This is a genomic window from Syntrophotaleaceae bacterium (assembly GCA_041390365.1).
In the GTDB taxonomy this organism is placed as follows: Bacteria; Desulfobacterota; Desulfuromonadia; order Desulfuromonadales; family Syntrophotaleaceae; genus JAWKQB01.
In genome coordinates, this window is record JAWKQB010000001.1 from 512,564 (window position 1) to 538,648 (window position 26,085).

The following is a 26,085-nucleotide window of genomic DNA, read 5'->3' on the forward strand; positions in this document are numbered from 1 at the left end:
CGCACGTCCCCTTTTACAAGCCCCGTTATTCGACCCGCGAAACAATTGGAATCACTGGTTGCGGGGATGGCTCAAGCAGGGCATTGCGTCGACACCGGGACCGTCGGATGAAACTATAAGCCTATAGCGGGGAGGACAAAATGGCGCCATTTCCAGAATACGATCAATTTGATGGGGTCGGCCTGGCGAAGTTGATCCAAGAGGGAAAGATTAGCAGCTTGGAAGTGTGTGAAGAGGCTATTCGCCGTGCCGAAAGCCTTAATCCCAAATTGAATGCGATCGTAACCAAGATTTACGATTCGGCGAGAGAAGCGGCGAAGAAACCCTCCAGTGACGCTCCTTTCTGCGGTGTTCCCTTTCTGCTGAAAGATGCGCACCATGCCTTGAAGGGCTTTCCCATGAGCTGCGGAAGCGTGTTGCTCAAAACTTACGCCCCGCAACATGATGCGGAAATCGTGCGTCGCTTCAAGAAAGCCGGTTTGGTCATACTCGGCAAGACCAACACGCCCGAGTTCAAACTCGCTTACGTTACCGAGCCCCGGGCCTTTGGGCCGACCAGGAACCCGTGGAATCCTGATTATTCCTGTGGCGGCTCCAGCGGAGGATCGGCCGCGGCGGTAGCTGCCGGCATCGTGCCTATGGCATCAGCCACGGATGAGGGAGGCTCCATTCGGGTTCCCGCATCCTATTGCGGCCTGTTCGGTTTTAAGCCGAGCAGGGGGCGTAACCCGGTAGGACCCGACTTCGATGAGGAATGGGACGGCATGTCCCACAGCCACGTGATTACACGGTCGGTTCGCGACTCCGCCGCCATGCTCGATGCGGTCTGCGGCTTTGAAAACGGAGCGCCCTACGGCATTGCCAACCAGGAAAGGCCCTTCCTCGAAGAAGTGGATATTGCACCAGGGAAGTTGCGGATCGCTTTTTACCTGCGTTCAGCCTACGGAAAGAACATACATCCCGAATGCGTTAAGGCGGTAAAGCAGACATGCGCGCTGCTCGAAAGTCTGGGCCATGAAGTCGAAGAAGCAGAGCCCGACTTCAGGGAGGAAGACGCCGCGCTGAACTGGATCATCGTGGTGACCGGGAATGCCGCCGCGCTTGTCGACAAACTGATACAGGAGTATGGACGCTCCAGGGTTGAGCATGATCTGGAATTCTCCAACTACTCCATGTACAACAGCATTGGGCGGAGTCTGAAAGCACTCGACTTTGTGAAGGCTAAACGCAGATGGAGGCAGTTCGGGGTAACCATGGATCAGATGTTGAATCGATATGACATGGTGCTCACCCCAACTTTGGGAGAGCCGCCCGTGCCTGTCGGTTCCCAAAGGCTCGGCAGGGCAGATCAGTTTTCGATGAAGTTATTCGCTTCTTCTTTCGGGAGAATGATGCTGACCAGCCGCAAACTAAGCGACTTGATGCTCGAAAAAACCGTCGATACGATATTGAAAGGTCAGATGCCGTTCACCTTCCTTGCCAACATCACCGGACAGCCGGCAATGTCTGTACCGTTGCATTGGACGGGGGACGGGTTGCCTTGCGGGGTACAGTTTATGGGTCGTTATGGTGATGAGGCGAAGCTGCTGAGACTCGCCGGCCAGTTGGAAAAGGCACAGCCTTGGTTTGATAAGAGGCCGCAGATTTTAAAGTGAATCTCCACCACAGACACGTAATCAGAGGCACTTGCAGGCGGTGACCGCGCTGGCTGCCAAGCCCTGATCCTTAATCGACCTGATTGAGAACAATGACGAACCAGCCGGTCGCCTTGATTTGCGTCGCGCTAGCCTTGTACTGGGTGTCGCCGTCTTTCAAGGAAAAGTTCCACAGGTTTTTCCCCGGCGCTGATTTGGCGACCTCCAGGGCGAGATGCCCTGCCTGATTATTCAGGTCGATGGAAGAGAGTCTGGCCTCTGCCGATTTGTCCGAAATCTCCTTGCCGTAATACAGTACCGCGGTTTTCGCCTCGTTGTTGAACGTATTGATTTCCCTCATACCCTTATCCTGACTGCTGGCGATAGCCATCCCGTTTTTGTCCATGATCAGACAGAGGAGCCTGCCGTTGGAGTCGGCAACAGGCTTAAGGGTCTGGTTTGCCAGTTGGGTCAGGGTGATGTCCCGGGAAACGACTCCCAGGAGCTTGCCCTGCCCGTATAGAGGATAGGAGACGGTAACCATCATCCCGGCTCCGGCAAGGTCCAGATAGGGCAGAGTCCAGCCGAAAGTGCGGTTTTCAAAATCTGCAGCCATATAGAATATCTGCTCCGTGGGGGGGAAGTTGTTGACCGCTTCGCCGAGAGGCAGGTACGGATAGATTAGAAAAGCCTCTTCCCTGGTGGTCAGGTAGACCCAGGAATCGTTGAATGTCTCATAGGCGAGCCTGAAAAGGGGTGCCACCTGGGTGAAGGTGTTGAATTCGCGCCAGGCCTCTTTTGTAGGCTTTTTGCCGCGGTAATAGATGTAACTGGCCTGAGGAGCCTGGTAGGCCGGTTCAGGGCCGTCAGCAGTGGGGCGGAAAATGATCGTCTGGTTGTCCTCCGAAGACCGGGCCAGCCATTTGGCCATCTCCTGATCGGACATGGCGGGAGTTTCTTCATAGGCACGCACATACGCCTTCCCCAGGGCCTTGATGCTGTTGCTCATGGTGGCCAGATTCATTTCGATGGCCCGGGCCAGAAGGAGCGTGGTGGTGTCGGCATGGTTTTCCCCCGCCAATAGATCCGAAACCGGCCAGGCTACGGTAAGGGCGAACAGAACGATACTCAGGAGTTTGGCTCTCATGTCAATTCCTCCCGGTTTTTCGTGATCTTCAAGGTGCCGACGAATGGTCCTAGTTGTAATGATAGGGTAATGCCAGGCGAGGACAAGTTTCGAGGCAAAATTCAGAAGCCATTGACTCGTGTATTCCGCTGCTGATAACTTAATGACACTTCAATCTCAAAGGAAGGAGAGCGTTATGGAGCTTGTGAGCAGATGCAATAAGGCAGAGGAGGGACCGGGGGGCTAATCTTACTTTTTCCCCTTCCCCCAACCTTTCTTTGCCCGGTATTGATGCCGGGTTTCTGTATAAATCAAGAAACCCACCCGATTTGGCATCTGTTTGCCAAATCATTTTCTTTTCGGATTCTCAATCCGAAGGGGGTTTCTATGTCTGAATTATCTCTTTCCTTGCCCGACCTGGGCTGGAGTCATTTTTTTCAACAACAACTGAGCCTTGAGGAGTGGGAGTCAACAACTCCCGTCCGCGTCCTGGCCGTTCACCGCAACGTCATCGATGTTGCCGGCGAACAGGGTCGCCGGATGATCACTTTGCACGGGCACTGGCATCTGAAAGATTCTGAAGACCTGCCCACTGTCGGGGACTGGCTGCTTCTTGATCCATCAACCGGCTTGGCGCAAAGGATGCTGGAACGCAAGAGCCTTTTTCACCGCAAGGCGGCAGGGATCGAATCCAAGGTGCAGCTGATAGCGGCCAATGTCGATACCCTGTTTATCGTCACGTCCTGTAATCAGGATTTCAATCTTTCGCGTCTTGAACGTTATCTGGCTCTGGCTCTGGAGGCAAAAGTCGAACCGGTGGTGGTGCTGACCAAGGCCGATCTGGTGGAGGATACTTCCGAATATCGACGACAGGCCATGAGCCTGAATCCAGGTCTGGAAGTCGTAACGGTCAACGCACTCGATTCTTCCTCGGCAGCGTCGCTGGTCTCCTGGTGTGCCAGAGGCCGGACGGTCGCTCTGGTCGGGTCGTCAGGGGTCGGCAAGTCAACCCTGATCAATACTCTTTATGGTTCGCACCGGCAGGAGACCGGGGCGATCCGCGAAGATGACGCCAGGGGGCGCCACACCACGACCTCCCGAACCCTGCACCCGCTCCCTGAGGGTGGTCTGCTCATCGACAGCCCGGGTTTGCGCGAATTGCAGCTGAGCGAGTGTCAAAGGGGTGTGTCCTCTTTGTTTGAGGATATTGAGTCGTTGGCGCGAAGCTGTCGCTTCAACGATTGCCTTCACCAGCACGAAGACGGCTGCGCCGTAAAGTCAGCCGTCGCCAGGGGAGACCTGAGCCCCAGGCGTTTTGCCAGCTATCAGAAGCTTTTGGCGGAGCAAGAGCGAAACGCCGAATCCATTGCCGAGAAGCGCCGTCGCGAACGGGACTTTTGCAAGCATGTCCGAAGCGTTATGGCTGCACGGCGGAAGGAGCGCAACGGGTGCTAAAATTTAGGCTGTGTGAGATGCAGTGAGATGGGATCGGGTAGGAGGCGGGGTCACCCCCGCCGTCCTCCCACACCACCGTGCGTACGGTTCCGTACACGGCGGTTCACAAAGCGCTCTGAAAGCGTCTGAGACTGTCTACCAAGCAGATCAGCCCCAGTTTATCGAAGAAGGATTTTCGAAACGCATCGTGCATGTGCGAGGCTCCTGCATTCCACCAGGGGCCTCGCCCGTTTTGAGCCGACTTCCATGCTCTGAGTTCCGACAATCCCCGCCGCATCAAATTCCTGGCCCGCGTGAAAGAGCGCTTCCACTGCCGCCATAGAATGCAGCGCAGTTTCCGCCTGACCCAGCTATCCAGTTCTTCGAAGATGCCTTTGACTTCCGCCAGACGGAAGTAGGCGATCCAGCCCCGCAACTTCGGGGTGGCCTCTTCGATGATCCGTTTGAGGCTGCGTCGGTGAAGGGCCGAACACGAGGCGCCATTCAGGAGACTCGAATTTCGATGACGATCGAAGAAGCAGAAGCCCTGATTGAGAGATCAGGGGCCGGGCCCGAGGCTCCGTCCGGGTCGAAACCCGTAGGAGCTCTTGGAGAAGTCTGGATCGAACAGCCGCATCAGCTCCTGATGCAGCGCCTGCTGAATGAGCCGGTCCAGCACCGTGGGGATGCCGAGCATGCGCATCCCGCCGCCGGCCCACCAGGCGGTACAAGCAGCCCGCAAGCATGTGGCCGAAGGGCGGCGGTGGGTGGTCGATATCGACCTGGAGAAGTTCTTCGACCGGGTCGGACACGACGTGCTTATGGCACGAGTGGCCCGCAAGGTCAAAGACCCCCGTGTACTGCGACTGATCCGCAGATACCTGAGGGCCGGAGTGCTCGAAGGGGGGATCGTCTCGCCACGGGTGGAAGGGACGCCGCAAGGCGGCCCGCTCTCGCCGCTGTTGTCGAACATCCTGCTTGACGAGTTCGACAAGGAACTGGAGAGGCGCGGCCACGCCTTCTGCCGTTATGCCGATGATTGCAACATTTACGTGCGCAGTCGCCAGTCGGCGGAGCGGGTCATGGCTTCGCTGATCCAGTTTCTCGAACAGCGGCTGAAACTCAAGGTCAACCGCGTCAAAAGCGCCGTTGGCCGCCCCTGGGAGAGAACCTTTCTGGGTTACAGGATGACCTTTCACAAGAAACCGCGGCTCAAGGTGGCTGAAGGCTCTGTGAAACGGTTCAAGGCCAACCTCAGAGAGCTCTTTCGTCGGGGGAGGATGGTCAACCCCGGCTACTAGGGCCTCTGCTGACTTCTGCCGACCCGTCCCGACGCCTCTCGACGCCGGTAGCACGAGGCAGATCGGCAGATCTCCCAGGGTAATGCGCGTGACCTTCCTCCCATATACCCGCCGCATCTACAGCCCCACCCTCCCGGATGGCTATGGGGCTTTGAAGATTATGGCCTTCTCGCCCGGATGGAACTGCCTCGTATGCGATTTCTGTTCGTCGGGCCGGGAGTTTGCCTGCGGCTTCCTTCAGATTCCACCTCGCGGTGGACACCCTTGCCGTTCGGCTAGTGGTTCCCGCCATCAGGGTCCACAGGGGACTTACACCCCCAAGTCATCCGGTTATCACCACAACAACCGGAACAGCGCCAGTCAAGGCGCTACGCGCCATGCCTGGCGCACCATAAAAAAAGGGGTTACGGAAAATTCCATAACCCCTTGATATTCTTGGTGGAGCTAGGCGGGATCGAACCGCCGACCTCTTGAATGCCATTTATCCCTGCTCGGCCGTATGTGGTTGAAATTATTGCTCCCTTTCGATTTTCGGTCCACTCATGTAGTGAACCTGTTTGGCCTGTCCCTGGCGTAATCTTACGATGCTGATCTGGGTGTAGCGCTGGGTTGTGCGGATCTGGGTGTGGCCGAGAGTGTCTTGCACCAGGCGCAGATCGCCGGTGGCTTCGAGGGTGTAGGTGCCGCAGTGTGGCGCAGGGTGTGGAGCCTTTGATCTTCGACGGGGGCGACCGGCTCGCCCTGGCTCGAAGAATATCCTGACAGCAAGCTGTCTTAAGCGGTTGCCGCTGCCTGCGTCGCGCCTTCTCGGCTTAACTCCAATCAGGCCTGTGCACGGCTTGGCGGGAGTTTTAAGGGCGACCGGCGATCAACGTCTCAAGGGTTTGCGGTTTGCCGAACAGAAAGCCTTGCCCCAGCCGGCATCCGAGTGTTTGCAGCAAGTCTCTTTGAGCTTCGGTCTCGATCCCCTCGGCCACTATCTCCATTTGCAGGGCATGGGCCACCGCTATAAAAGCTTTGACCAGGCCGGCCTTGCGCGGGTCTTGGTCGATGCCGTCAACGAAAGACCGGTCAATTTTCAAAACATCCATGGGAAAGCGCCTGAGATAGTCGAGGGCCGAATAACCGGTGCCGAAATCGTCGATGGCGATGGTGATGCCGAGACCCCGCAGTTTCTTCAGTGTTTTGCGGATGCTCCAGTGCTCGTCGAGCATCAGGCTCTCGGTGATCTCCAGTTCCAGCCACTGCGCCCGGCATCCGGTTTCCCTGAGGATGGTTTCGACTTCTCCGGTCAAATCATGCTGTATGAACTGGCGGCATGAAAGGTTGACCGCCACCTTGAGGGGGGAGGAGCTGTGACGGTTGAGAATGACGGCCTCACGGCAGGCGTTGCGCAGTACCCATTGGCCGATGGAGAGGATCAGTCCGGTTTCTTCGGCTATGGGGATGAATTGGAGCGGCGACAGCAACCCCTGTTGTGGGTGTCTCCAGCGCAACAAGGCCTCGGTTCCCACCACTTGACCGGTTCTGAGCAAAACCTTGGGCTGATGGAGCAGGAGCAGCTCTGCTTTGTCGCAGGCGTGGCGCAGCGCGGAACCGAGGGACAGCCTTTCCATGGTGCGGTGGGAGAATTCCGGGCTATAGATTTGAAAAGTGTTCCTCCCTTTCCGCTTGGCGCTGAACATGGCCGCATCTGCAAAAGCGAACAGTTCGTTCAACTCGATGCTGTCACGAGGGTAGAAGGCGATTCCGATGCTGCCGGAGATGAACAGTTCCTGTCCATTGACGAAAAAGGGCTGAGCCAGCACTTGGAGGATTCGGCAGGCGAAATTGTTCGGTTCTTCGGCATTCTCAAACGGCAGCAGGATGGCGAATTCGTCGTCGCCCATGCGCGCAATGGTGTCCGATTCACGGACGCAATTAGACAGCCGGCCGGTTACCTGGCGAAGTAGTTCGTCGCCGGCCTTGTGTCCCAGGGTGTCGTTGATATCCTTGAAATGATCGATGTCGAGCAGCAGGAAGGCCAAGGGTTTCTCGCAGCCTTCCGGTCCGGAAACCGCCTCGCGAAACCGCCTTTCGAACAGGGCACGGTTGGGCAGCCCGGTCAAAACGTCAGTAAAAGCAGAGCGCATGTCACGAATCACCGCCAGCACCGACTGAACTTTGTCGTCTTTGTCGAATTCCGGTTCAAAGCGAGGATGGAGCCAAACGATCGAACCGTCGGGTTGGATGTGGCGAAGTTCCGCTTCCTGGGAGACTCCTGTTTCAAACACCCTCTGTAAAGCGGCCTGGTAAATTGGCAGGTCGATCTGGCCTTCGCTCGAGATGTGGCGGCCGATCAGCCAGTCCCTGCTCTTGCCCACCAGGCGTTCAAAGGCCGGATTGACGTACAGGCGGTACAGCCGGCGATCATAGCGGACGATGGCGTCCGGTGAGTTTTCCGCCAGGCTGCGAAATTCCTGCTCCCGGGACAGGAGAGACTCTTTGGCCTGATTTTGGGCGGTAATATCCCGGCAGTAGCAGAACATGAATGATTTGTCCCCCTTTTCCGCCGGTGTCGATAAAATTTCGACATTGTAGATGCTGCCGTCTTTGCGCCGATGGCGGGACTCAAAACGGCGCTCTTCCTTCATGTTCCGATGGGCAATGCTCATCGCTTCTATCTCTGCTCGGCTGTGGTCGGCATCCCAGTCCCAAGGGTGCAGCTCGGACACCTCCTCCACAGTGTAGCCGAGCATTTGTGCGAAGGCGGGATTGGCGTAGGCAACGGTTAGGCCGTCCGTATCCAGGACGACGATGCCGTCATTCGAGCGCTCCATGAGCAGCTTCCAAAAGCTGATTTCTTCCTGCAACTGTTGATGATGCAGTAGATCATCGGTCATATTTCTGACCCGGAAAAAAGAAAGAGAGTATCCTGCCTGCCACGAAACATGCGGTGTCTCACCGATTTTTTATCCAGCCAATCTGTCGAGTGCCGTCTGGACAGGATAAACTAGCGAACATTGTGCCAAAAAAAGAAAAAAACTAAATTGGCATTCGTAATTTTCATCAGAATGAGAATAAGACGGTCGGAGGGGGTCGGATCGGAAAGTCGACGAAGGTGATTTGGGCAAGAAAAAAGGGTTACGGAAAAATCCGTAACCCCTTGATTTTTTGGTGGAGCTAGGCGGGATCGAACCGCCGACCTCTTGAATGCCATTCAAGCGCTCTCCCAGCTGAGCTATAGCCCCTCTTTACGAGAGCCACTTTATAGCAAAGGGTTCCTCGCACTGTCAACAGCTTTTTTCCGCACCTTGATTATTTTGGGGAATGGTGTCAGATGCAGAAGCTGACCAGGGAAAGCCCTGCGGCTATAAGCAGGAAGGGATCGCACTGGTGGATTTTGCCGAGGCAGAGTTTGATCAGGACATAAGAGAGAAAGCCGAAGGCCAGGCCCGTGGCGATGGAATAGGTCAGGGGCATGACGAGCAGGGTCAGGAAAGCGGGGAGACCCTCTTCCAAATGGCGGAAGTCGATCTCGCCGATGCCGCGCATCATGAAAACGCCGACCATGATCAGGGCCGGAGCGGTGGCGAAGGTCGGAACGGCAGCGACTAAAGGAGAGAAAAAGGCGGCGAGGAAAAACAGGATGGCGGTGGTGACTCCCGTGAGGCCGGTGCGGCCGCCGTCGGCGACTCCGCTCGCTGATTCCAGGTAGGCGGTGGTGGTGCTGGTGCCGAGCAGCGCGCCGGCGACGGTGGCGAAGGCATCGGCCGTCAGCATGCGGCCGAGTTTGGGAATCCGTCCCTGATCGTCGACCATGTCGGCTTCGCGACAGACGGCCACCAGGGTGCCGAGGCTGTCGAACAGGTCCATGAACATGAAGGTGAAGATGGCGGGCCACAGGGACAACCGGAGGGCCGCAGGAATATCGAGCTGGAAGGCGAGGGGGGCCGGTGACGGGGGGAGGGAGAGCAACCCCCGGGGCGGGGCAGAGATGCCGAAAGCCATGGCGAGCAGGGCGACGCACAGGATGGCGAGCAGTAGCGCGCCACGTACCCGGCGGGTCAGCAGCAGGGTGGCCAGCAGCAGGCCGAGCAGGCCGAGCAGGACGGACGGGGAAAAGTCGCCGAGTTGCACCAGCACGGCATTGCTTTTGACAATAAGACCGAGACTTTGAAAACCGATGAAGGCGATGAACAGGCCGATACCGCCCATGATGCCGAGTTGCAGGGAGGTTGGTATGGCCTTGAGCAGGCGTTCCCGAAAGCCCAGGGCCGTCAGAATCAGGAAGACCACGCCGGAGAGGAAGACGACGCCGAGGGCGGTCTTCCAGGGAAGCCCCTGGCCGAGCACCAGGCTGTAGGTGAAAAAGGCGTTCAGGCCCATCCCCGGAGCCATCATTAGCGGAGCGTTGGCCCACAGGGCCACCAGCAGGGTGGCCAGGCCGGCGACCAGGCAGGTCACGGTGGTCAGGGCCGCCTGGTCCATGCCGGTTTCCGCCAGCATGGCCGGATGCACCAGGATGATGTAGGACGCGGCCAGAAAGGTGGTGGCTCCGGCGGTCAGTTCCGTGCGAATGGTGGTGCGGTGCTCCCGCAGTGCAAATAGCCTGTCCAGCATAATCCCTCCCGGCACTGAATCCGTATGCGGAAAAAGTTTCTAATGCACCGGAACCTAGCATAATTACCGGGAGGGAGCAATCGTCGTTGCCGGTCAGACGCCCTGTTCGGCCGGGCGGGTCCGGAACAGGGTCAGCAGCATCTTGAAGCGTTCCACGGCCTGGACCTGGTGGGACACGCCGCCGGGCATGAGCAGGATCTCTCCAGCCTTGACCCGCACCGGTTTGCCGCCGATGGCGATTTCCGCCTCGCCGTCCAGGATTTGCACGAAGGCATCGAAGGGGACGGTATGTTCGGACAACCCCTGTCCCTTGTCGAAGCTGAACACGGTCAGGGTGCCGGTCTCATCCTGAAGCAGGGTGCGGCTGACAACGGATCATTCCTGGTAATCCGTCATGGTCTCAAGCTCGGTCGGCTGGGCGGGGGGAAGGTTCAGCGTGGTCTTGTAGCGTGTCATGGCAGTCTCCTTGGTTGATGGTTGTTGGAAACATTATCTGTGGCCCATGGTCCGTCAACCTTGATGTACATCAAAATCAACCACATCTCTCGAGCTTTTAGAATTTAATTTAATGTGTTGAAACTAAATCCTGTTTTGGTCTATTGTTAATAAAATCTTAAGACAGGATCGATTTGGTGATCCGAAATATGGATATCTGCTTTTATTTCTATCAGGGAGGGATGAGTGACTCGATTGGCCAATCGATCCCGGCTGCATTTGGCGGTCGGGGGCGATGAATTCTCCGTACTCAGCCTCACCGGCCGGGAGGCCCTGAACCGGCCCTTCACCTTTAGCGTCAGCGTGCTCGCCGACGGCTGGTCGCAGGTGGCCGACCGTCTGGGCGCCACTGCCTCGATCACCCTGATCGCCGCCGACGGATTCCAGCGACGGGTCAGCGGCATCCTTACCGGGATCGAGGGCGAAGCCGACCTGGCCGACGGCCGCAGCATTATCCAGCTTACCGTCGAATCCTCCCTGGTGCTGCTCAAGCAGCGCAGCGACAGCCGCCTGATCGTCTCGGAAACCCTGCCCGACATCCTGCGCCAGACCCTGGGCCGCAACGGCATCGCCGCGAGCCGCCTGCGGTTCGGCCTGTCCCGCAACTACCCCGTGCGCCCCACCACTTTGCAGGCCGAAGAGAACGATCTCGATTTTCTGCGGCGCCTCACCGGCCGCGAAGGTCTGTTGTTCTGGTCCGAAGCCGAAGAGGGCGGCGAAATCATCCACCTCGCCGACACCAGCAACCACTGCCCCCTGCTGGCGCGGGAGTTCCTCCCCTATGTGCCAAACGCCGGACTGGAAACCGAGACAGTCGGAACAGTCAAAATCGGTATGTTCAGCATCGAGGATCGAGCCGAGATGGTTCCGGCCTGCTTCTGGGTGCACGACGTCCACGAAAACGCCCCCGAGCATCCCACCCTGATCCGCCGCACCACCGCCCAGGCCCAGGGGGCCGGCCCGCACACCCACTGCGTCACCTTCGGCAGCGGCGCCGCCAACGAAGAGGACGCCGGTACCAGGCCCTGATCCGTGCCCAGCGCGCCGACTGCATCCGCCACACCGTCAAGATCCGATGATGGCATCCTGCTCGTGGACACGGATGCGGGTGCTCTCGCTGATGTCGAGGCGCAGGTCCTGGCCGGCGGTCATTTCGATGTTTTTGCCGGATTCCATCCGGATTGTGTCGGCGGCGGTAAGCTGGCCGTCGGTGGCGGCCTGGTGGTGGATCTCCTTTTGTTTCGTGGTGGTGCTGGTGCGGTTTTCGATCTGCTGGATGCGGTCGCCTCCGACCGTCTCGGTCAGGGTGTCGCCCGCTTCGGTGGCGATAATCTTTCTGGCGTAGCATTCCATCTGTCCCAGCCCGGTCTCCAGGTTGACCCGGTGGCCGAGCACGTCGGCGTTGAGGTGCAGCATGGTGTGGCCGGCGAAGGTGCAGAAGGTGATGGCGGATTTGTCCCGCCAGTCGTCCATGGCGAGCTGATTGCCGCCGAAGGTGGAGAGCAGGTTCTGATGGGCGTTCTCCTCGGTGACCACGCAGCCGTGGGCGGGGTTGGACAGGGTGCCGACCAGCATCGGCTGGTCGGGGTCGTTGTTGAGGCAGCTGACGAGCACTTCGTTGTCGTCGTGCAGGGGCAGGTGCCAGCCGATCGGCATGCCGTCGCTGGGGCCGGCGTAGGGCTGCAGCCTTCGGACCGGCGACGAGGCCTGGGCGTGGGGGGCCTTGTTGCTGTCGGGATACTGGCGGTAACGGTAGCGGCCTGCGGCGTCGAGTTCGGGGATCGGGTCGCGGCTTTCGATGCGGGCGCTGAAGACCTGGGGCAGATCGGGGAGCCTGGGCAGTTTCGGGCGCCAGGGGGTGTCCCGGCGGATGAGGACGGCGGTGTTGGTGTAGGGGCCGTCGTTTTCGCCGCCAAGTCCCAGGCCTGCATACTGCCGGGCCTTGTGCACGACGGCGGTGATCAGGTAGTCGCCGGACAGAGTGCTACTGAATCCGGTGGTGTCGAGGCGGATCAGTGCGCCGACCCGCAGATCGGCGGCGTGGCTAGATCGACAGCGGCAGCCTCACCCTCCAGGCCGACGGCGCCATCACCATCGAAGGGGACGGAAAAGGCACCATCCTCTTCGAACAGAACGGCGGCGGCTTCAAGATGGCCCCCAACGGCGACATCACCATCTTTGGGGATGAGATCACCTTGGAAGCCGACGAGATCAACTTCTACGGGCCGGTCAATAAGGAGATTACGGCTCCGCCGGCAGTTCCTACATCTTTGGAGCTTGCTCCGCTTGCGGTGTCGCCGATCGCCAAACTGCCCGATCCCGACCCGCCTCCCGGTAATTTCCGCCTGCGGGTCCTCAATCACCTCTGCTGGGATGACTATGACGAAGATGCCCAGCTCTTCCATCCCGGCCAAATGAACAACAAACCGATCCCTGACAAAAACTTCCGGATCCGGCTGCCGGACGATGGCATCGTCGAAACCTGCACCGACAGCGCCGGAGACATCGAACTTGAGAGCAAGAACGAACTCGACGGCGAATTTCACGTCCTGTTCGAACCGGAAGAAGCCAGGCTGAATGACAGTTACGTCCTGTTCGACCAATTGAAACATCCTTTGGAAAAAGAGCCGAACGCCCAACAAACCGCGGAGCAGGGCGATGCCAACAGACCGATCGTGACGCCGGAGATGGAGTTGCTTTATAAACCACTCAAGGTCAACACAAAGAGGGAGATTCGCAAAGAGGCCGCCTGGGTCCGCCAAGCTAATGATGGATTTGGCCTTTAAGAGGAGACGACATGCGATGCATTAAAAAACGAAAAAATCGTACTAGGGGCAAATGGCTGCAGATGTCAATGCTTGTCATGGGTGTCTTTCTCTGTTCAGCAAACAGCTATGGAGGCAATTCAGTGGAATCACTCTACAACATCAACGATGCCACCACCTTTAAGCCTGAAGAATACATCGTAAAAGGAAGTAACCTTTCCTTGTTTCCTGTCCCCCAAGACAATGCCGTCGGCACCAACGACATGGGCAACGCCATCACTCTGTTGTCTTTCCACAATGGAAAACCGAGAGCCGATAAATATTTCCGAAACGCCGCTCATAATTTTGAAGGAGGTGGCACCTATCTTCCTGTTATTGACGAAAATACCATCGGTTTCGCTCAAAGCCGGCGTTTTTTGCTGTTCGACTTTAATACAAGGGATTGCAAGGATTACCGCATCGTAATGTCTTTGGAAAAAACTATTGAAAAAGTTGCTATAGCCGATGCTCTAAAGAAAAAATTCATTTTCGAAATTCAAGAGCATAACCTCAAATCGCAAGATCCTTGGGATTACACCAACCACCTGCTTTTGGTGGATCTGACGGGAGATGAGCCGAAAATTATTAGAGAGATCAATATAGGTAGAGTCACTGGATGGATTTCAGTGATTGAAAAAATATTCTTGTATAATATCAAAGCAAAGCAAATGGAAGTTTTAGGTATGGACTTGGTTCGAAATAACCATCCGTTAGCCGATATTATAAATAAAAATAAAGATGAATTTGATTTTAGCAGGATACAGCCACATCCATATTTGCCTTTCTCAATACTTGAAGCTGGCACAAAAGACGAGGTAATTGTTTCTTGGAGGGCTGGTAGTGAGGTTAAGCCAATCAGCATGTTCGGACCGAACACTACCGTAACGCAATTTTCCTTTTCCCCCGATGGGAAATGGGTGGTTTTTGAAAACGAGACCTCGCTCGATAAAAAGAAAACCTACCTCATGCCAGTCTCCGAAAAATACCCCAACTACCTGGGTTCGCCGATTTTGCTTGCAAATGATTATTTTGACGAAGGCCGTTTTGCCTGGACCACCAACCCCATCAGCTTCATCGGCTCAAGTTTGAACAAGCTTTACCGCTGGGAACTGACCAACGAAGCTCACCCCGAAAGCGACAAGCCAACCTTCCATGAATACATCGTGGAAAAGGACCTGGAAAAGCTGACCAGGGAAATGAAACAGGGTCTGGGTGGAAAGTCTGATTAGCCGGCAGGGGGATTCCCTCTCCTCAACAGGCAACAAGTATGGGGGACGGAGTCAAATTGTTGAATTAAACTCCAATTTGCCTTGTATTGGATTCCGGTATGCCTAGAGCCGCCCGCATCGATTATCCCGGTCTTTTGCAACACGTCATTATCCGGGGTAACGAACAACGAAAAATCTTTCGGGATGATTACGACCGGCACTCTTTTGTTCAACGGTTCTCGTCCCTGCTGGAAAAATGCGATATCGACTGCCTGGCCTGGGCTCTTCTCGACAACTACGCCCAAAAGCCCGAAGCGTGCTCTGCTATTTGGCCGTGCGGGAGATGGGAATGAGCGGGGAGGCAGTCGGGCGCAAGCTGAAAATCGGTCGTGCTGGGGTCAGTTATGCGGCCGACCGCGGAGAAGCTCTGTTAGCTGAGAACCGCAAGTTGCGCGAGCGCATCGCAAATGCCAATTAATTTTTTGGATAAAACAGGCGCTCATTGTTTTTCGATATTTAACAACTTGACTCCGTCCCCTGAGGAACTTCTTGGTTGCCGTTTCTACACCTTTTTGAACAAAAAAGAGGAGCGTGAATAATTTGGAAATTCATAAATTTAAATTCAGGTTGGGAGTTTTTCTTTTCCTGTCGATATGGTTTGCTCAGGGTTTCTGCAACCGAGCAGACGCCGGGTCGGTGAGCCAAACGCAGGATGAGTTCATTGTTTCTTCATATGATCAGGACCTGGCCACTTTCGCACGTTTACGCGGCAATCTTTTTCACCTTCTCGGCGAGATCCGGCAACGCCCCGACCTTTTCAGTCCGAGACCCGGGCCAGATTCCACTTTGTTGCGTCCAGATATCCGTCGGGAAATTCTTTCCCTGTGGTATCCCCTTCTCGACAACTATCGCGCCCTTGATGCTCTTGGGGAAAAGCACATGGGTTTTTATCAACTGAAGAACAAGGAGGAGAACAGACGCGCTTTTCACCTGGCCGAAGTATCTTTCTCACCCAGTATCGCATCGCCCTGGAAATCATTCCTCTGTTAGAACGGAATCCGGCGGTAGACACGATCCTGAATGAAAGAGATGCGTCCCTGGGGTTGCCCCAGGGTGGGTACGGCCATTTCAAATACCAATACCTCAATGTCATCAAAGCCGGCCACTACACCGCTTTGGAGGCGGTGGCCCATGACAGGACAGTTCGAACAGGCTATCAACGCCGTCTTCCTTGAAAAGCTCGGCTGCGGCGTCAACCTGCACCAGATCAGTCCGGGGGGATTGGCAATTTCCTGTACCGGCTCCCCGAGCTCGAAACGGCCCTTGCCAAGCTGTTGCCATTCGACAATGCCCCGTTGCTGGATAAAGTTGATGCCCTGCTGGCGAACGGAGCCGCAGAAATCCAGCACTTTCACAAACAACGCAAAGAATTTGATTCGGGGACACGCGGGAATGTGGAGAAGGACGCTGCAATCCTGAACCGGGAAGTGTATGGGGGGGACGGAGTCAAGTTGTTGAATTAACCTCCAATTTGCTTTGTATCGGATTCTGATATGCCTAGAGCCGCCCGCATCGATTATCCCGGTCTTTTGCAACACGTCATTATCCGGGGTAACGAACAACGAAAAATCTTTCGGGATGATTACGACCGGCACTCTTTTGTCCAACGGTTCTCGTCCCTGCTGGAAAAATGCGATATCGACTGCCTGGCCTGGGCTCTTCTCGACAACCACGCCCACTTTCTCCTGCGCATCGGTCAAACCAGCCTGGCCCGTTTCATGCGCCGGTTGTTGACGGGCCATGCAACCACCTTTAATCTCAGGCACGGCCGCAGTGGCCACCTGTTTCAAAACCGCTACAAATCCATTGTCTGCGATGAGGAGACCTATCTGCTGGAGTTGATCAGGTATATTCACCTTAATCCTCTGCGCGCCGGAGCTGTCCAAGACCTTGAAGCGTTGAACCGCTACCCATGGTGCGGACATGGTGTTTTGATGGGATCGCAGGAGCTTGGTGGGCAGGTTACTGAAGAGGTTTTGCAGCGATTTTCCAGCCGGTTATCGTCGGCCAGGCGAAGATATCTGCAGTTTCTGGCGGACGGTATGGGAAGCAGTCAGAAAGAATTGGATGAGGATGGTTTGCGGTGGCTTTCAAGGCGGGAAAAAGAAGAAGACCGTGAAGCCATTTCAGATCGGCGTGTTCTGGGTAGTGCGGATTTTGTCGAGCAGGTTTTGCAAAATTCGGAGACACCTTCGAAACTGCCTGCCTTGCCGATAGATGAGTTGATACAACGTGTGGCGCAGGCCTTTGATCTTGCCCCAGAATCGTTGGGATTGAGAAAGAGAAGAGGACCGGTTGTCAAAGCCCGAAGCGTGCTCTGCTATTTGGCCGTGCGGGAGATGGGAATGAGCGGGGAGGCAGTCGGGCGCAAGCTGAAAATCGGTCGTGCTGGGGTCAGTTATGCGGCCGACCGCGGAGAAGCTCTGTTAGCTGAGGACCGCAAGTTGCGCGAGCGCATCGCAAATGCCAATTAATTTTTTGAATAAAACAGGCGCTCATTGTTTTTCGATATTTAACAACTTGACTCCGTCCCCTGAGGAACTCCCGTCCCCTGAGGAACTCCTGAGGAACTCCGGGGTCGTGCACCACCTGGCCTTCGGCATCGCCGACGAACGAAAGCAGGAAATATGGCGAACCGAGATTTTGGCGCGGGGCTTTGATCCTTCACCGGTCAAGGATCGCAGCTATTTTCATTCCATCTACCTTCGGGAACCGGGAGGGGTATTGTTCGAGATCGCCACCGACGCTCCGGGATTCACTATCGACCAGACGCCGGAGCAGTTGGGGAGCAGACTCATGCTGCCGCCGTGGCTGGAATCCCGGCGGGGTGAGATCGAGTTGGCCTTGCCGCCGTTGAAATTGTTTTCAGGGTGAGTCTTGAATAAAAAAACCCCGCCTTGTAGGGCAGGGTTTTATGCGTATCAGGCGGTCGGCTGAAAGAGAATCAATCCTCCATCAGGCGTTCAACATCGAGCAGAACCTTGACTTCTTCGCCGATTTTCCCGATGCCCCGGATATTACCGTTGGCGCCTCGTTGGGCGGGGGGAGGTTCGACCTGGGATGCAGGGATGTCGACCACTTCGTTGACCCGGTCCACCACCAGGCCGAGGGGCTGTTCGGCAATGTCGACGACGATGATGCAGGTGCGGTCGTCGTATTCCCTGGTCGGCAGGCCGAAGCGGGAGCGAACGTCCATCACGGGGATCACTTTGCCGCGCAGATTGATGACGCCCCTGATATAGGTCGGCATGTCGGGAACCTTGGTGATTTTCTGAATGCCGATGATTTCCGTCACGTAACGGATTTCCAGGCCGTAGTCTTCGTCGGCCAGATGAAAGGTGAGGTACTTATCCTTTTGGGTGTCCTCTTCGACAAATCCCGGTTGGGTCATGGTGTCGGCAGAATCTTTGGTCATGGCCTTATCCTCCACAAATGCATGAGATTCAACAGGTTTCAAACCGGGGATGCCGAAGGAAAGGCATGGTGGCCCTGAAGGGGATCGCACCTTCTTCGGCGGCCCGGCTTTCCGCAAATGCGGACCCATGGCTTTGCGTCGCCGGGTTGCCCCGGTTTTGCGTTTTCGGCAAGTGCGATTTCTTTTGCAAATTTAAAGCCGGATTATCGGGTAGCGAGAAAATGAAAGTCAAGGTTTTTTCTTTTTATGCCAAACGGTGACCGATTCTTTCTCCTTGACAAGCAAAAAGGCCTGCGTTATAAAGTGTGCCTCGAACATGGGAACAATGTTCTCTTGCTTAAAAAAGATCGGCGGTGTAGCTCAGTTGGTTAGAGCATGCGGCTCATATCCGCAGTGTCCGGAGTTCGAATCTCTGCACCGCCACCATTTGATAGCCAAAGCCCTCTCTGGACCACTGGAGAGGGCTTTGTCGTTTGCAGCAGGCCGCCATGTTCCAAGCCTTCCATGAATTTCTCGTCAAGCAACAACTGCTTGTTCCTGGCGATCGGGTACTGGTCGCCCTCTCCGGGGGGCCGGATTCCGTGGCCCTTCTTCACTTGCTGCAGGCGTCCGCCGCTCGTCTGGGCGCCGAACTGCGGGCCGCTCATCTGGATCACGGTCTGAGGCCGGAGAGCATCGAAGATGCCCGTTTTGTCGCCGATCTCTGCTTGCTCCGTTCGATTCCCCTTGATTCAGAACGGTGCAATGTTGCGGCCGTCGCCCGTCGGAATCGGCAGGGGCTCGAGGAGGCGGGCCGGGACCAGCGGCGGGAATTCCTGATGCGGGTAGCGGGCCGCGAAGTCTGTTCGGTCATCGCCCTTGGCCATCATCGCGGCGATCAGGTGGAGACCTTTCTGCACCGGCTCCTGCGCGGTACCGGGTTGTCCGGATTGGCGGCCATGCGCCCCCGCAGCGGGCCTTTCATCCGGCCGCTGCTGCCTTTTTCCCGCGGCGAGATTCTCGATTTCCTGATGCACCAAAAACTTGATTTTCGCGAGGATGCAAGCAACCGGGACCGCTGCTTTACCCGGAACCGGATCCGTCTCGACCTGCTGCCGCTGCTTCAGGAATTCAATCCCCGGGTGGAGGAAAGACTGGCCGGTTTGTCCCGCCGGATCGCCCTCGAGGAAGAGTTCTGGCAGGAAGAGGTCGAAAAGGCTCTGCAGGGCATCCGCATCGATGATAAATTTCATTCTCTGCAAGACGGGCCGTCTCAGGAGGGAGCTGAAATTCGGCTCGATCGGTCCGGCCTGCTGGAGCTGCATCCCGCCCTGCGGGCCCGGGTGCTGCGCCACACTCTGGGGATTGTGCGGGGCGAACTGGCCGGACTGTCCGCCGTTCATCTCGAATCCCTCGAGGAACTGGTGCGGTCCGGCCCGTCCCAGGGAGAGCTGCATCTGCCGGGAGCCTGGGTAGCCCGCCGGTATGAAATTATCCGGCTGAGGTGCACCCCCCCATCGGTTTTTCATCAGGAGGAGCTGACCATCGAGGGTCCGGGGGATTGGCTTCTCACCGACGGTCGACGACTGCGCGTCCGCATGCTGAAGGCTCCCCTGGGGGAAAGCGCCCTGGCCGTGGAATTCGCGGCCGAGATGGTGTCCTTTCCGCTCTCTGTCCGCTCCCTGCGGCCCGGCGACCGCTTCAGACCGGACAATGGGGAGGGCAGCACGAAGATCAAGAAATTCTTTATCGACCAGAAGGTGGACCGGGAAAGCCGGACAACGATACCTCTGGTCATAGAGAGGGAAATACTCTGGATCGGGGGCCTGCGTCGATGCGCCGGCCGGGAGGTTTCCGCCAATTCGGAAGCTGTGCTCCGCATCGAAATTCTGCCGCAGGAACAGGCCGATTAGACTCTTGTGAAATCGGAGGGCTTATGGTAGATTTCGGTAATGTTTAAGCGGGCCTAGGCCAGGTTTTTGCAAGCTGGGCTCAGTAAAAAAGCAACTACAGGGGGAATAGTGAACCAGTTCTATAAAAATCTCGCACTCTGGCTGGTCATCCTGCTGGTCATGATCATGCTTTGGAACCTCATGTCCAGTCGCCAGGTCGATCAGACCATCGTGTCCTACAGCGAGTTCGTGTCCGCTCTTGAAGAGGGCACGGTGCGTGAAGTCACATTGCAGGGGAATAACATCGAGGGGACCTTCAAGGATGAACGGACCTTCAAGACCTTCGCGCCCAACGATCCCAACCTGGTCTCCGAACTGCGCGACAAGGGGGTCAGCATTCAGGCCAAGGCAGAGGACGACGGCAGCCTCTGGATGACCATGCTCATCTACTGGGGCCCGATTCTGCTGCTGTTCGGCGTCTGGATCTTCTTTATCCGGCAGATGCAGTCCGGAGGCGGCAAGGCCATGAGTTTCGGCAAGAGCCGGGCCAAGCTGCTGACCGATACCGGGGGTCAGGTGACCTTCAAGGACGTCGCAGGGATCGACGAGGCCAAGGACGAGCTGGAGGAGATCGTCAGTTTTCTCAAAGATCCCAAAAAGTTTTCCCGTTTGGGCGGCCGCATCCCCAAAGGGGTGCTGCTGGTCGGCTCTCCCGGCACCGGGAAGACCCTACTGGCCAGGGCCATTGCCGGTGAAGCGGGAGTGCCCTTCTTTTCCATTTCGGGCTCCGATTTCGTCGAGATGTTCGTCGGCGTCGGCGCCAGCCGGGTCCGGGACCTGTTCATGCAGGGGAAGAAGAATGCGCCCTGCATCATCTTCATTGACGAGATCGATGCCGTCGGCCGCCATCGCGGCGCCGGCCTGGGTGGAGGCCATGACGAGCGGGAGCAGACTCTCAACCAGCTGCTGGTGGAGATGGACGGTTTCGAATCGAACGAAGGTGTCATCCTGATCGCCGCCACCAACCGTCCCGACGTGCTGGACCCCGCCCTGCTGCGGCCCGGCCGCTTTGATCGTCAGGTGGTGGTTCCGCGGCCCGACATCAAGGGCCGGACCAAGATCCTGCAGGTTCATGCCCGCAAGGTTCCTTTGGCCTCCAATGTCAACATGGAGGTGGTGGCCAAGGGGACTCCCGGTTTTTCGGGCGCGGATCTGGCCAACCTCATTAACGAGGCTGCTTTGCTGGCTGCCCGCGCCAACAAGGATCACGTCGATATGGACGATCTCGAGGCGGCCAAGGACAAGGTGATGATGGGGGCGGAACGCCGATCTCTGGTGATCACCGAAAAGGAAAAGAAAGTTACGGCCTATCACGAGGCCGGCCATGCCGTGGTGGCCCTCTATCTGCCGCAAACCGATCCGGTGCACAAGGTGACCATTATTCCTCGCGGCAGAGCCCTTGGCGTGACCACCTATCTGCCGGAGGAAGAAAAGTACAACGAGTCCAAGGCCGGTCTGGAATCCTTCCTCTGCCGGCTGCTGGGCGGCCGGGTGGCCGAGGAACTGGTTTTCGGCGAGATCACCAGCGGCGCCAGCAACGATATCGAAAGGGCCACCTCCATTGCCCGGAAGATGGTTTGCGAGTGGGGTATGAGCGAAAAGATCGGCCCCCTGGCGTTTGGTGAAAAAGACGGCGAAGTCTTCCTGGGGCGCGATTTCGGCCATACCAAGAACTACAGTGAAGCGACCGCGGTGGAAATCGATTCCGAAATCCGGCGCATCGTGCAGGAGAACTATCAGCGGACCCGCGGGATTCTCGGTGAACACCGGGATGGGCTGATGCGGGTGGCGGAAGCCCTGCTTGAAAAAGAAACCCTGGATGGCAATGAAGTCCGCCGTCTGGCGATGGGGGAGCCGGTCGAGCCTCCCATCCTGGAAAGCCCGGTGGTCGATACGGCTGCTGGTGAAGTGACTGCAGAGGCCTGATTGGCCCCTGCAATTCGACAGATTGTCCTTCCGGGACAGGAGGAATTGCACCGGGAGCTGGCCCGCTCCGGGATCGGTCAGGCAGAAGCGGACCGATTGACGGAGCGGGCATTTTCCCGTCTGGTCAAGTTTTCCGACCTGCAACCGCAGACGGCCGAAGCACTGGCCGAGGCGATGCGGCAGGCGGGCGGAGAGGCTCTGGCACTGCCAGCCGCCGCTGCCGATACCTCGCTGCGTGATCTGTTGTTGTGCGGTTGCGAAAAGGATTTTCGCCAGGCCTGCCGTTCCTGTGCCAGGAACGGTCATCTGCCCGGTGATCTGGCGGCCGGACTGAACAGGCTGCTGGAATCCTGGATCCACCCTCCGGCTTTTCTCGCAGGTCGTTCCTGCCGGCTTGAACTGGATCCACCTTTGATCATGGGGATTCTGAACGTCACCCCCGACTCCTTTTATCCGGACAGTCGTCATCTTGCAACGGATCAGGCTCTTCGCCGCGGGCTGCAGCTCGCTGCTGAGGGCGCCGATCTGATCGACATCGGCGGCGAAAGCACCCGCCCCGGAGCGCCGGAGATTTCTCTGCAGGAGGAACTCGACCGGGTGATCCCCGTCGTTGAGCGGCTGCGAAAAGAAACTGATCGCCCGCTGTCGGTGGATACCTGCAAAAGCGGTGTCGCCCGCGCCGCCATCGCCGCCGGTGCCGATTTTATCAACGACATCAGCGGCCTGCGTTTTGACCGGCAGATGGCTGAAGTCGTTGCCGAAGGCGGGGCGGGGCTGTTCCTGATGCATACCCGCGGCCGCCCCGACACCATGCAGCAGGATACCTCTTATACTGACTTGCTCGGGGACATTCTCGCCTATTTGCAGCTCGGCATTGACCGGGCCATTCAAGTGGGGATTCCCGAGGAACGTCTGGCGGTCGATCCGGGCATCGGCTTTGGCAAAAGTCCGCGGGGCAATCTCGAGATTCTGCAACGGCTGCCCGAACTGCACGGCCTCGGGCGCCCCGTTCTGCTCGGGACCTCCCGCAAAAGCTTTATCGGCCGGGTTCTCCGTCAGACGGACCCGGCCCAGCGTCTGGTGGGCTCCCTTGCTACCGTCGCACTCGGCGTGGCGGCCGGCGTGCAGATGTTCCGGGTTCACGATGTACGGGCCTCAAAAGAGGCTGCTTTGATGGCCTGGGCCGTTCGGCGGCAGAGTGACATTTAGAAGGGAAGGGTCACACAACCTCCACCGGGGGAAAAACGTCCCTTTCCGGGTCCTTTGGCCGAACCGTCAGGTTCTTGATTCTTTTCAGGTTGATCCGTCATGGGTGGGATATTCGATTTCATAAAGGATTTCCGGTGGGTGCTCGATCCGATCGATGTCGGCCTGGTGGCCTTCATCATCTACCGGATCATGCTTCTCATCAAGGGCACCCGGGCGGTTCAGATGCTGATCGGCCTGGCGGTCATCCTCAGTGTCTATGTCGGCTCTCAGGTGTCCGGTCTCTATACCCTGCACTGGATTCTGGACAATTTTCTCTCCTCGATCATCCTGGTCATCGTGGTCCTGTTTCAGGAGGATATTCGGCGGGCTCTCATTCATGTGGGCGCCAACCCCTTTTTCGCCGATCTGTCCTATCGAGAGGAAACCGAGGTCATGTCGGAGCTGGTCAAGGCCTGCGTCAACATGGCCAACAAGCGGATCGGCGCCCTGATCGTCATCGAACGGGAAACCGGCCTGAAGGACTTTCTCGAGGTTGGAGTGGAGATAGATGCCAAGGTGGCCAGTGATCTGATCACCTCGATCTTTCTCCCTTACTCCCCGATCCACGACGGGGCCGTCGTGATCCAGCAGGGGAGGCTGAAGCGGGCCGGCTGCTTTCTGCCCCTTTCGCAGAATCCGGACATCAGCAAAACCTTCGGCACCCGTCACCGCGCCGCCATCGGCCTCACCGAACTGGTGGATGCGGTGGCCATCGTCGTTTCCGAAGAAACGGGCAAGATATCGGTGGTCGTGGGCGGACGCATCACCCGCGATCTCGACTCGACTTCGCTCACCCGTGTTCTCAAACGCCTGCTCGAACCCCGTGTAAGCAAGAAGAAGAGCAAGTGATATGTTGAAAAAGTTCACCGAAAACTGGGTCCTCAAACTGCTATCCCTGGCCTTCGCCCTGGTGTTGTGGTTTTTCGTCATGGGGGAGCAGAGACTGGAGCGCTCCTATCTGGTGCCCCTGGAACTGATGAACATGCCCGTCGGCATGATGGTGGCGAACGATATTCCGAGTCGGATCGAAGTGCGTATCAGTGGACCGCGAACTCTGCTGATGAACCTGCATCCGGAGGATATCGGAATTTCGGTGGATCTTAAGGGCCTGCGCCCCGGCCTGACCACCTTCAAAAGGCTTGAGGAGCGGCTCAACCTCCCCGGACCTTTAAAGGTGACCCGGCTCTCCCCGTCCTACATCGATGTGCGTCTCGATCGGGTGATAACCAAAAGCGTGCCTGTCAAGGTCCGTCTGGCCGGTAACCCGGCCAAGGGGTACAGGGTGGTCCGGGCCGTGTCCGACCCGGCCAACGCGACCATCGAAGGGGCCAAAAGCGAGCTGGAAAAGGTCGAGATGGTCCTCACCGACGAGGTGGAGCTGGAAGGCGCCACCGAAGATTTAAAAACCGCCATATCCCTGAATTATCTCGGCAGGTACAGTCATTTGAAGGATCGATCGAACGTTGAGGTCAGGGTTGACCTCGAAAGGCTTCCTGAACCCGCGCCGGAAAACCGGCAGGAGAATTGACATGAAAAAGAAACTATTCGGCACCGACGGTGTCAGGGGAGTGGCCAACATCTACCCCATGACCACCGAAATCGCCATGCAGCTCGGCCGGGCCATTGCTTACGTGTTCAAGAAGGAGAACCGGCGTCCGCGTATCGTAATCGGCAAGGATACCCGCCTCTCCGGATATATGATCGAAAACGCGCTGGCGTCGGGAATCTGCTCCATGGGAGTCGACGTCCTGCTGGTCGGTCCCATGCCGACTCCGGGGATCGCTTTCATCACCTCGTCGATGAGGGCCGACGCCGGCGTGGTGATTTCCGCCTCCCACAATCCCTATCAGGACAACGGCATCAAGTTCTTCTGCGGTGACGGTTTCAAACTCCCCGACGAAACCGAAATGTTCATCGAGGAACTGATCTTCTCCAAACAGATCGAATCCCTTCGGCCGATAGCGGGGGAGGTGGGAAAGGCCTTTCGCCTCGACGATGCCACCGGCCGATATGTGGTCTTCCTGAAAAACGCCTTCCCCCGCGACCTGGATCTCTCCGGACTGAAAATCGTCCTCGATTGCGCCAACGGTGCCGCCTACAAGGCCGCGCCGGCCGTTCTGACGGAACTGGGCGCCGAAGTGATCCTCCTGGGGGCATCCCCGAACGGTACCAACATCAATGCCGGCTGCGGATCTCTGCACCCAGAGGTGATTGCCAGGGCGGTTCGCGAACACGGAGCCCATCTCGGCATGGCCCTCGATGGCGATGCCGACCGGGTGATCTTCGCCGATGAAAAGGGCTGTGAAGTCGACGGGGACAAGATCATGGCTATCTGCGCCTGCGACCTGCTGGCCCAGGACAAGTTGGCGAAGAAGACTCTGGTGGCTACGGTCATGAGCAACATGGGTCTCGACATCGCCATACGCAGGGCCGGGGGGCAGGTGGTCAAGACCGCCGTGGGCGACCGCTACGTGGTCGAGGAAATGCGCCGGGGCGGCTACAACGTCGGCGGCGAACAGTCCGGGCACATGATTTTTCTCGACTACAATACGACCGGAGACGGCATGGTGTCGGCTCTGCAGCTGCTCGCCATCATGCAGCGAAGCGGCAAGCCTCTTTCCGAGCTCGCTACCGTCATGACCGCCCTGCCGCAGGTGCTGGTCAATGTCCGGGTGGCACAGAAACAGAGTCTGGATACCGTGCCCGAGGTTGCTCAGCTGATTGCCGCGGCGGAGGCGAAACTGGCGGACACCGGCCGGGTACTGATCCGTTACTCTGGCACCGAACCCCTGCTGCGGATTATGCTGGAAGGGCAGGACGAAATCGTGATCGCCGAACTGGCTCAGGAGATCGCTGCCGCGATCGACAAACATATGGGCGAGAAAAAGGAGGCAAATTAGC

At 57.5% G+C, this 26,085-nt stretch carries 26 protein-coding genes, 2 tRNA genes and 1 riboswitch; of the genes, 17 read left to right on the forward strand and 11 right to left on the reverse strand.

Features of this window, described 5'->3' with window-relative positions:
• Positions 1–140: 140 nt before the first annotated feature.
• Positions 141–1,655: an amidase gene (locus tag R2940_02450; GenBank protein MEZ4598632.1), complete on the forward strand. Its 1,515-nt coding sequence runs from the start codon at positions 141–143 to the stop codon at positions 1,653–1,655.
• A 70-nt stretch (positions 1,656–1,725) separates the two neighbouring features.
• On the opposite strand, the gene R2940_02455 is transcribed toward R2940_02450, so the two are convergent.
• The gene (locus tag R2940_02455) at positions 1,726–2,781 is read right to left on the reverse strand and encodes a hypothetical protein (GenBank protein MEZ4598633.1); all 1,056 of its coding nucleotides are present in this window, start codon (positions 2,779–2,781) and stop codon (positions 1,726–1,728) included.
• Positions 2,782–3,147: 366 nt separating this feature from the next.
• Here R2940_02455 and rsgA point away from each other — a divergent pair, with 366 nt between their 5' ends.
• Entirely contained in the window at positions 3,148–4,215 is a 1,068-nt protein-coding gene (rsgA, locus tag R2940_02460) for a ribosome small subunit-dependent GTPase A (protein MEZ4598634.1), read from the forward strand.
• Between the two features lie 103 nt (positions 4,216–4,318).
• Here the strand turns inward: rsgA and R2940_02465 are convergent, their stop codons facing one another.
• The gene (locus tag R2940_02465) at positions 4,319–4,702 is read right to left on the reverse strand and encodes a group II intron maturase-specific domain-containing protein (GenBank protein MEZ4598635.1); all 384 of its coding nucleotides are present in this window, start codon (positions 4,700–4,702) and stop codon (positions 4,319–4,321) included.
• 51 nt (positions 4,703–4,753) lie between these two features.
• Positions 4,754–4,897 (reverse strand): hypothetical protein, encoded by a 144-nt coding sequence (locus R2940_02470; GenBank protein MEZ4598636.1) that lies wholly within the window; start codon positions 4,895–4,897, stop codon positions 4,754–4,756.
• Between R2940_02470 and R2940_02475 the strand changes: the two genes are divergently transcribed.
• On the forward strand, positions 4,890–5,495 hold the full coding sequence (locus R2940_02475; protein MEZ4598637.1) for a reverse transcriptase domain-containing protein: 606 nt from the start codon (positions 4,890–4,892) through the stop codon (positions 5,493–5,495). The genes R2940_02470 and R2940_02475 overlap by 8 nt on opposite strands.
• Before the next feature lie 511 nt (positions 5,496–6,006).
• Here the strand turns inward: R2940_02475 and R2940_02480 are convergent.
• The 5 genes from R2940_02480 to R2940_02500 all read right to left on the reverse strand — a co-directional run bounded on the left by R2940_02480 (position 6,007) and on the right by R2940_02500 (position 10,454).
• Positions 6,007–6,141, reverse strand: coding sequence for a hypothetical protein (locus tag R2940_02480; GenBank protein ID MEZ4598638.1), 135 nt, complete (start codon positions 6,139–6,141; stop codon positions 6,007–6,009).
• Positions 6,142–6,346: 205 nt separating this feature from the next.
• Entirely contained in the window at positions 6,347–8,377 is a 2,031-nt protein-coding gene (locus R2940_02485) for an EAL domain-containing protein (protein ID MEZ4598639.1), read from the reverse strand.
• A gap of 272 nt (positions 8,378–8,649) precedes the next feature.
• Positions 8,650–8,725 (reverse strand) — tRNA-Ala (locus R2940_02490).
• An 85-nt stretch (positions 8,726–8,810) separates the two neighbouring features.
• Positions 8,811–10,097, reverse strand: coding sequence for an NCS2 family permease (locus R2940_02495; GenBank protein ID MEZ4598640.1), 1,287 nt, complete (start codon positions 10,095–10,097; stop codon positions 8,811–8,813).
• A gap of 93 nt (positions 10,098–10,190) precedes the next feature.
• Positions 10,191–10,454: a cupin domain-containing protein gene (locus R2940_02500; protein MEZ4598641.1), complete on the reverse strand. Its 264-nt coding sequence runs from the start codon at positions 10,452–10,454 to the stop codon at positions 10,191–10,193.
• A 324-nt stretch (positions 10,455–10,778) separates the two neighbouring features.
• Here R2940_02500 and R2940_02505 point away from each other — a divergent pair, with 324 nt between their 5' ends.
• On the forward strand, positions 10,779–11,621 hold the full coding sequence (locus R2940_02505; protein ID MEZ4598642.1) for a phage late control D family protein: 843 nt from the start codon (positions 10,779–10,781) through the stop codon (positions 11,619–11,621).
• A 36-nt stretch (positions 11,622–11,657) separates the two neighbouring features.
• On the opposite strand, the gene R2940_02510 is transcribed toward R2940_02505, so the two are convergent.
• Positions 11,658–12,542 carry a hypothetical protein gene (locus R2940_02510; protein MEZ4598643.1) on the reverse strand — a complete coding sequence of 295 codons (885 nt, stop codon included), beginning with the start codon at positions 12,540–12,542 and terminating at the stop codon, positions 11,658–11,660.
• A 200-nt stretch (positions 12,543–12,742) separates the two neighbouring features.
• On the opposite strand from R2940_02510, the gene R2940_02515 reads away from it, so the two are divergent.
• From R2940_02515 to R2940_02530, 4 genes are all read left to right on the forward strand, one after another.
• Positions 12,743–13,378 carry a hypothetical protein gene (locus tag R2940_02515; protein ID MEZ4598644.1) on the forward strand — a complete coding sequence of 212 codons (636 nt, stop codon included), beginning with the start codon at positions 12,743–12,745 and terminating at the stop codon, positions 13,376–13,378.
• An 11-nt stretch (positions 13,379–13,389) separates the two neighbouring features.
• Entirely contained in the window at positions 13,390–14,625 is a 1,236-nt protein-coding gene (locus R2940_02520; protein MEZ4598645.1) for a hypothetical protein, read from the forward strand.
• A gap of 295 nt (positions 14,626–14,920) precedes the next feature.
• On the forward strand, positions 14,921–15,082 hold the full coding sequence (locus R2940_02525; GenBank protein MEZ4598646.1) for a hypothetical protein: 162 nt from the start codon (positions 14,921–14,923) through the stop codon (positions 15,080–15,082).
• Between the two features lie 218 nt (positions 15,083–15,300).
• Entirely contained in the window at positions 15,301–15,654 is a 354-nt protein-coding gene (locus tag R2940_02530) for a hypothetical protein (protein MEZ4598647.1), read from the forward strand.
• On the opposite strand, the gene R2940_02535 is transcribed toward R2940_02530, so the two are convergent.
• A complete protein-coding gene (locus tag R2940_02535) occupies positions 15,651–16,019 on the reverse strand; it encodes a hypothetical protein (protein ID MEZ4598648.1) in 369 nt (122 codons plus the stop codon). The genes R2940_02530 and R2940_02535 overlap by 4 nt on opposite strands.
• Before the next feature lie 138 nt (positions 16,020–16,157).
• On the opposite strand from R2940_02535, the gene R2940_02540 reads away from it, so the two are divergent.
• A complete protein-coding gene (locus R2940_02540; protein MEZ4598649.1) occupies positions 16,158–17,138 on the forward strand; it encodes a transposase in 981 nt (326 codons plus the stop codon).
• A complete protein-coding gene (locus R2940_02545) occupies positions 17,128–17,538 on the forward strand; it encodes a VOC family protein (GenBank protein ID MEZ4598650.1) in 411 nt (136 codons plus the stop codon). The genes R2940_02540 and R2940_02545 overlap by 11 nt, the downstream gene beginning before the upstream one ends.
• A gap of 70 nt (positions 17,539–17,608) precedes the next feature.
• Here R2940_02545 and R2940_02550 read toward each other — a convergent pair whose 3' ends face one another.
• Entirely contained in the window at positions 17,609–18,079 is a 471-nt protein-coding gene (locus tag R2940_02550; GenBank protein MEZ4598651.1) for a chemotaxis protein CheW, read from the reverse strand.
• Between the two features lie 94 nt (positions 18,080–18,173).
• Positions 18,174–18,251, reverse strand: a riboswitch (cyclic di-GMP riboswitch).
• Between the two features lie 177 nt (positions 18,252–18,428).
• Here R2940_02550 and R2940_02555 point away from each other — a divergent pair.
• From R2940_02555 to glmM, 7 genes are all read left to right on the forward strand, one after another.
• Positions 18,429–18,505, forward strand: a tRNA-Met gene (locus R2940_02555).
• Positions 18,506–18,567: 62 nt separating this feature from the next.
• Complete coding sequence (gene tilS / locus R2940_02560) at positions 18,568–19,971, forward strand: tRNA lysidine(34) synthetase TilS (protein MEZ4598652.1); 1,404 nt, start codon at positions 18,568–18,570, stop codon at positions 19,969–19,971.
• A gap of 108 nt (positions 19,972–20,079) precedes the next feature.
• Positions 20,080–21,936 carry an ATP-dependent zinc metalloprotease FtsH gene (ftsH, locus tag R2940_02565; protein ID MEZ4598653.1) on the forward strand — a complete coding sequence of 619 codons (1,857 nt, stop codon included), beginning with the start codon at positions 20,080–20,082 and terminating at the stop codon, positions 21,934–21,936.
• Positions 21,937–23,145, forward strand: coding sequence for a dihydropteroate synthase (folP, locus tag R2940_02570; protein MEZ4598654.1), 1,209 nt, complete (start codon positions 21,937–21,939; stop codon positions 23,143–23,145).
• A gap of 99 nt (positions 23,146–23,244) precedes the next feature.
• Entirely contained in the window at positions 23,245–24,033 is a 789-nt protein-coding gene (gene cdaA / locus R2940_02575) for a diadenylate cyclase CdaA (protein MEZ4598655.1), read from the forward strand.
• A gap of 1 nt (position 24,034) precedes the next feature.
• Positions 24,035–24,712: a CdaR family protein gene (locus R2940_02580; GenBank protein ID MEZ4598656.1), complete on the forward strand. Its 678-nt coding sequence runs from the start codon at positions 24,035–24,037 to the stop codon at positions 24,710–24,712.
• Position 24,713: 1 nt separating this feature from the next.
• A complete protein-coding gene (gene glmM, locus R2940_02585; GenBank protein ID MEZ4598657.1) occupies positions 24,714–26,084 on the forward strand; it encodes a phosphoglucosamine mutase in 1,371 nt (456 codons plus the stop codon).
• The last annotated feature ends 1 nt before the right edge of the window (position 26,085 follow it).

Bases quoted from the DNA above. Each gene is read 5' to 3' on its own strand.
- R2940_02450 (MEZ4598632.1), top strand. From the start codon at position 141: ATGGCGCCATTTCCAGAATACGATCAATTTGATGGGGTCGGCCTGGCG.
- R2940_02455 (MEZ4598633.1), bottom strand. From the start codon at position 2,781: ATGAGAGCCAAACTCCTGAGTATCGTTCTGTTCGCCCTTACCGTAGCC.
- rsgA (MEZ4598634.1), top strand. From the start codon at position 3,148: ATGTCTGAATTATCTCTTTCCTTGCCCGACCTGGGCTGGAGTCATTTT.
- R2940_02475 (MEZ4598637.1), top strand. From the start codon at position 4,890: ATGCGCATCCCGCCGCCGGCCCACCAGGCGGTACAAGCAGCCCGCAAG.
- R2940_02470 (MEZ4598636.1), bottom strand. From the start codon at position 4,897: ATGCGCATGCTCGGCATCCCCACGGTGCTGGACCGGCTCATTCAGCAG.
- R2940_02485 (MEZ4598639.1), bottom strand. From the start codon at position 8,377: ATGACCGATGATCTACTGCATCATCAACAGTTGCAGGAAGAAATCAGC.
- R2940_02495 (MEZ4598640.1), bottom strand. From the start codon at position 10,097: ATGCTGGACAGGCTATTTGCACTGCGGGAGCACCGCACCACCATTCGC.
- R2940_02515 (MEZ4598644.1), top strand. From the start codon at position 12,743: ATGGCCCCCAACGGCGACATCACCATCTTTGGGGATGAGATCACCTTG.
- R2940_02520 (MEZ4598645.1), top strand. From the start codon at position 13,390: ATGCGATGCATTAAAAAACGAAAAAATCGTACTAGGGGCAAATGGCTG.
- R2940_02540 (MEZ4598649.1), top strand. From the start codon at position 16,158: ATGCCTAGAGCCGCCCGCATCGATTATCCCGGTCTTTTGCAACACGTC.
- R2940_02545 (MEZ4598650.1), top strand. From the start codon at position 17,128: ATGCCAATTAATTTTTTGAATAAAACAGGCGCTCATTGTTTTTCGATA.
- R2940_02550 (MEZ4598651.1), bottom strand. From the start codon at position 18,079: ATGACCAAAGATTCTGCCGACACCATGACCCAACCGGGATTTGTCGAA.
- tilS (MEZ4598652.1), top strand. From the start codon at position 18,568: ATGTTCCAAGCCTTCCATGAATTTCTCGTCAAGCAACAACTGCTTGTT.
- cdaA (MEZ4598655.1), top strand. From the start codon at position 23,245: ATGGGTGGGATATTCGATTTCATAAAGGATTTCCGGTGGGTGCTCGAT.
- R2940_02580 (MEZ4598656.1), top strand. From the start codon at position 24,035: ATGTTGAAAAAGTTCACCGAAAACTGGGTCCTCAAACTGCTATCCCTG.
- glmM (MEZ4598657.1), top strand. From the start codon at position 24,714: ATGAAAAAGAAACTATTCGGCACCGACGGTGTCAGGGGAGTGGCCAAC.